Source organism: Sphingomonas elodea ATCC 31461 (genome assembly GCF_000226955.1).
Classification (GTDB): Bacteria; Pseudomonadota; Alphaproteobacteria; order Sphingomonadales; family Sphingomonadaceae; genus Sphingomonas; species Sphingomonas elodea.
In genome coordinates, this window is sequence record NZ_AGFU01000097.1 from 1 (window position 1) to 4,205 (window position 4,205).

Genomic DNA, 4,205 nt, shown 5'->3' on the forward strand with positions numbered 1-4,205 from the left:
CTAGGAGACGACCATGTCCGTCCGCATCGCCCCTTCGATCCTCTCGGCCGATTTTTCGCGGCTCGGCGAGGAAATCCGCGCCATCGACGCCGCCGGCGCCGACTGGATCCATGTCGACGTGATGGACGGGCATTTCGTGCCCAACATCACCATCGGCCCGGCGGTGATCAAGGCGCTGCGCCCGCACACCGCCAAGCCGTTCGACGTCCATCTGATGATCGCGCCGGTCGATCCGATGCTCGCCGCCTTCGCCGATGCCGGGGCGGACACGATCTCGGTCCATCCCGAGGCGGGGCCCCACCTTCACCGCACGCTCCAGACAATCAAGGCGCTGGGCAAGCGCGCCGGCGTGGTGCTGAACCCGGCGACGCCGGTCGACGTGGTCGATCATGTGATGGATCTGGTCGACCTGATCCTGGTGATGAGCGTGAACCCCGGCTTTGGCGGGCAGAAGTTCATCGAGAGCCAGCTGCCCAAGATCACCGAACTGCGCCGCCGCATCGAGGCGAGCGGCCGGGCGATCGACCTCGAAGTCGATGGCGGGGTCGACCGCGAGACCGCGCCGCGCGTGATCGCCGCCGGCGCCGATGCGCTGGTCGCCGGCACCGCGACCTTCACCGGCGGCCCGGGCCAGTACGCCGCCAACATCGCCGCGCTGCGCGGCGCTTGACCGATTCCGCGCCGGACTCCGCCGCCGACGGGGTCGAGGAAGGCAAGCGGCTGATCCGGGTGGGCGGCGACCGCGGCCTGTCGCTGGCCGACCGGATCGCCGATCGCTTCCAGCGCCTCGCCTGGCGCTCGCCCTTCTACGCGATGCGGCTGAAGGGCCGGCACCCGCTCAAGCTGCTCACCGCCGCCGACGATCCCTTTTTCGGCGATCCGCAGCGCGGCAATGCCCTGCTCGACGGGGAACTGCGGCTGTGCGGCGAGGTCCGCGCGATCGAGAGCCTCGATTTCGCCAGGCCCGACTGGTCCCCCGCCTTTACCCAGCATCTCCAGGGCTTCGCCTGGCTGCGCGACCTGTCCAGCGTCGCCACCCGCCAGCAGGGCGCGCCGATCGCCGAAGACGTCATGCGCCGCTGGCTCAAGGTGCACGGCGAGCAGGTGGCGGATCCCGCCTGGCGCCCCGATCTGGTCGGCCGGCGCATCCTTGCCTGGGTGGCACACGCGCCGCTGATCCTGTCCTCGACCGACCAGGTCTATCGCTCGGGCGTGATGCACGCGCTGGCCCGCGGTGCCCGGCATCTCGATCGCAGCGCCGACAAGGTGCCGGTGGGCGTGCCCCGGCTCGCGGCCTGGGCGGGCCTGACCGTCGCAGGCCTCGTACTCCCCGGCGGCGATCCGCGCCGGGCCTTTGCCGAAGCCGGGCTCAACCGCGCGATCACGGCCTCGGTCTATGAAGATGGCGGCACCGTCGGCCGCTCGCCGGACGGCCAGCTCGACGCGATCCAGCTGCTCACCCTGCTCTGCGAGACCTATGCCGCGCGCCGGATCGAGCCGCCCGCCTTCGTGCTCGGCGCGCTCAACCGCATGGTCGCGGCGCTGCTCGGCGTGTGCCACGGCGATGGCGGGCTCTCCAGCTGGCAGGGCTGCGCGCCGGTGAGCGGCGAGTGGATCGCGCAGACGATCGAGGCCACCGGCGTCCGCACCCGCCCGCTCAAGCAGGCGCGGGAGTGGGGCTATCAGCGCCTCGCCTGTGCCGGCACCGTGCTGATCCTCGACGCCGCCCCCCCGCCCGACGCACGGGTGACGCAAACCGGTTGCGCCTCCACCCTCGCCTTCGAGCTTTCGGACGGCGCCGACCGGATCGTCGTCAATTGCGGCGGCAGTCGTGCCGCCGATGCCCGCCTGCCAGCCGAGCTGGTCCAGGGCCTGCGCACCACCGCCGCGCATTCCACGCTGGTACTGGGCGACAGCAACTCCACCGCGATCCACGCCGACGGTACACTCGGCCGCGGCGTGAGCGAAGTCGAGCTGGTGCGCCACGAGACCGAGCATGCCAGCCGGATCGAGGCGACGCAGGACGGCTATGTCCGCCGCTTCGGCCTGCTCCACCGCCGCGAGTTCACCCTCTCGCACGACGGGCGCGACCTGCGCGGCGAGGACCTGCTGCTCCCTGCCGGCAAACGACGGATCGACACCAAGCCGTTCGCGGTGCGCTTCCACCTTGCCCCGCAGGTGGAGGCGTCGCCTACCGCCGACGGGCACGGCGCGATCCTGCGCACCGCCTCCGGCACGCTCTGGCAGTTCCGCGCCAAGGGCGGCACGCTGGCGATCGAGGAAAGCCTGTGGATCGACGCGCGCGGCCGTCCGCACGCCACCCAGCAACTGGTGATCCACGGCGAGACGCCCGCAGGCGGCGCCAGCCTGAACTGGGTGTTCCACCGCGCCAAATAGGGCTTGCCCCCGCGCCCCCGATTGAGGAGAGGGGCGGGCCATGGACATCAAGATCACCCGCGCGCTCCTCTCGGTCTCCGACAAGACCGGGATCGTCGAACTCGGCCAGGCTCTGGCCGCCCAGGGCGTCGAGCTCGTCTCGACCGGCGGCACCGCCACGGCGCTCCGCAACGCAGGCTTGGAGGTCCGCGACATCTCGGACCTGACCGGCTTCCCGGAGATGATGGACGGACGGGTGAAGACGCTGCACCCCAAGGTGCATGGCGGTCTGCTTTCCGTGCGCACCAATGCCGAGCATCAGGCATCGATGGCCGAGCACGACATCGTGCCGATCGACCTCGTCGTGGTGAACCTTTACCCGTTCGCCCAGACCGTTGCCAAGGGCGCCGATCGCGACGAGATCATCGAGAATATCGATATCGGCGGCCCGTCGATGGTGCGCTCGGCCGCGAAGAACCATGAGTCGGTGGCGATCGTCACCGATCCGGCCGACTATGCGCTGGTGATGGGCGGCACCACGACACTGGAGCAGCGCCGCAAGTTCGCCGCCAAGGCCTATGCCGCCACCGCCGCGTACGACGCGATGATCTCCAGCTGGTTCGCCTTCGCCGACCAGGGCGAGGCCTTCCCGGAGACGCTTAACATTTCGCTGAGCCGCGGCCAGGCGCTGCGCTACGGCGAGAATCCGCACCAGCAGGCCGCCTTCTATGCGGCGACCGGTGCCGCGGCGCGCGGCATCGGCCAGGCCCGCCAGCTGCAGGGCAAGGAGCTGAGCTACAACAATTACAACGACGCCGATGCGGCGCTGGAGCTGGTCAGCGAGTTCCGTGACGGCCCGCCGACCGCGGTGATCGTCAAGCACGCCAATCCCTGCGGCGTGGCGAGCGCCGCGACCCTCGCCGAGGCCTATGCCGCAGCCTTCGCCTGCGACACCGTCTCGGCGTTCGGCGGGATCATCGCGGTGAACCGCCCGCTCGACCGCGCGACCGCCGAGCAGATCACCGGCATCTTCACCGAAGTGGTGGTGGCGCCCGACGCCGACGAGGAAGCGCTGGCGCTGTTCGCGGCGAAGAAGAATCTCCGCCTGCTGCTCACCGGCGAGTTGCCCGACCCGGCCCGCGCGGGCCTGTTCGCCAAGTCGATCGCCGGCGGCTGGCTCGTCCAGGGCCGCGACAACGGCATCGTCACGCGCGACCAGCTCAAGGTCGTCACCAAGCGCCAGCCGACCGAGCAGGAACTGGCCGACTGCCTGTTCGCCTGGACGGTGGCCAAGCACGTCAAGTCGAACGCGATCGTCTATGCCAAGGACGGCAGCACGGCGGGCGTCGGCGCCGGCCAGATGAACCGGCTGGAGAGCGCCCGCATCGCCGCCTGGAAGGCCAAGGACGCCGCCGACAAGGCCGGCTGGGCAACCCCGCGCACGATCGGCTCGGCGGTGGCGTCGGACGCCTTCTTCCCCTTCGCCGACGGCCTGCTGGCGGCTGTGGAAGCGGGTGCGACCGCGGTGATCCAGCCGGGCGGCTCGATCCGCGACGACGAAGTCATCGCGGCGGCTGACGAGGCGGGCCTCGCGATGGTCTTCACGGGGATGCGCCACTTCCGGCATTGAGGCATACGCGCCGCGCCTCCGGTGGGGGCGCGGCGGCACCGCACCCTACCCGTCACCCCCGCGAAGGCGGGGGTCCATTGGCACTGGCGCTGCGGTTCTTTCCCCGGACGTTCAGGCGAATGGATTCCCGCCTTCGCGGGAATGACGGTGGAGGGCGCCCCCCCCCCCCCCCCCCCCCCCCCCCCCCCCCCCCCCCCCC

The 4,205-nt window shown here is 71.1% G+C and carries 3 protein-coding genes; all 3 read left to right on the forward strand.

What is annotated here, in order from left to right:
- Nucleotides 1-13: 13 nt before the first annotated feature.
- Genes rpe through purH form a run of 3 tightly spaced genes read left to right on the forward strand, consistent with a single transcriptional unit; the run spans nt 14 to nt 4,006 of the window.
- Nucleotides 14-670 carry a ribulose-phosphate 3-epimerase gene (gene rpe / locus KK7_RS0118770; protein ID WP_010546179.1) on the forward strand — a complete coding sequence of 219 codons (657 nt, stop codon included), beginning with the start codon at nt 14-16 and terminating at the stop codon, nt 668-670.
- Entirely contained in the window at nt 667-2,397 is a 1,731-nt protein-coding gene (locus KK7_RS0118775; RefSeq protein WP_010546180.1) for a heparinase II/III family protein, read from the forward strand. Before rpe ends, KK7_RS0118775 begins: the two co-directional genes overlap by 4 nt.
- Before the next feature lie 40 nt (nt 2,398-2,437).
- Nucleotides 2,438-4,006 (forward strand): bifunctional phosphoribosylaminoimidazolecarboxamide formyltransferase/IMP cyclohydrolase, encoded by a 1,569-nt coding sequence (purH, locus tag KK7_RS0118780; protein WP_010546181.1) that lies wholly within the window; start codon nt 2,438-2,440, stop codon nt 4,004-4,006.
- Nucleotides 4,007-4,205 lie beyond the last annotated feature (199 nt).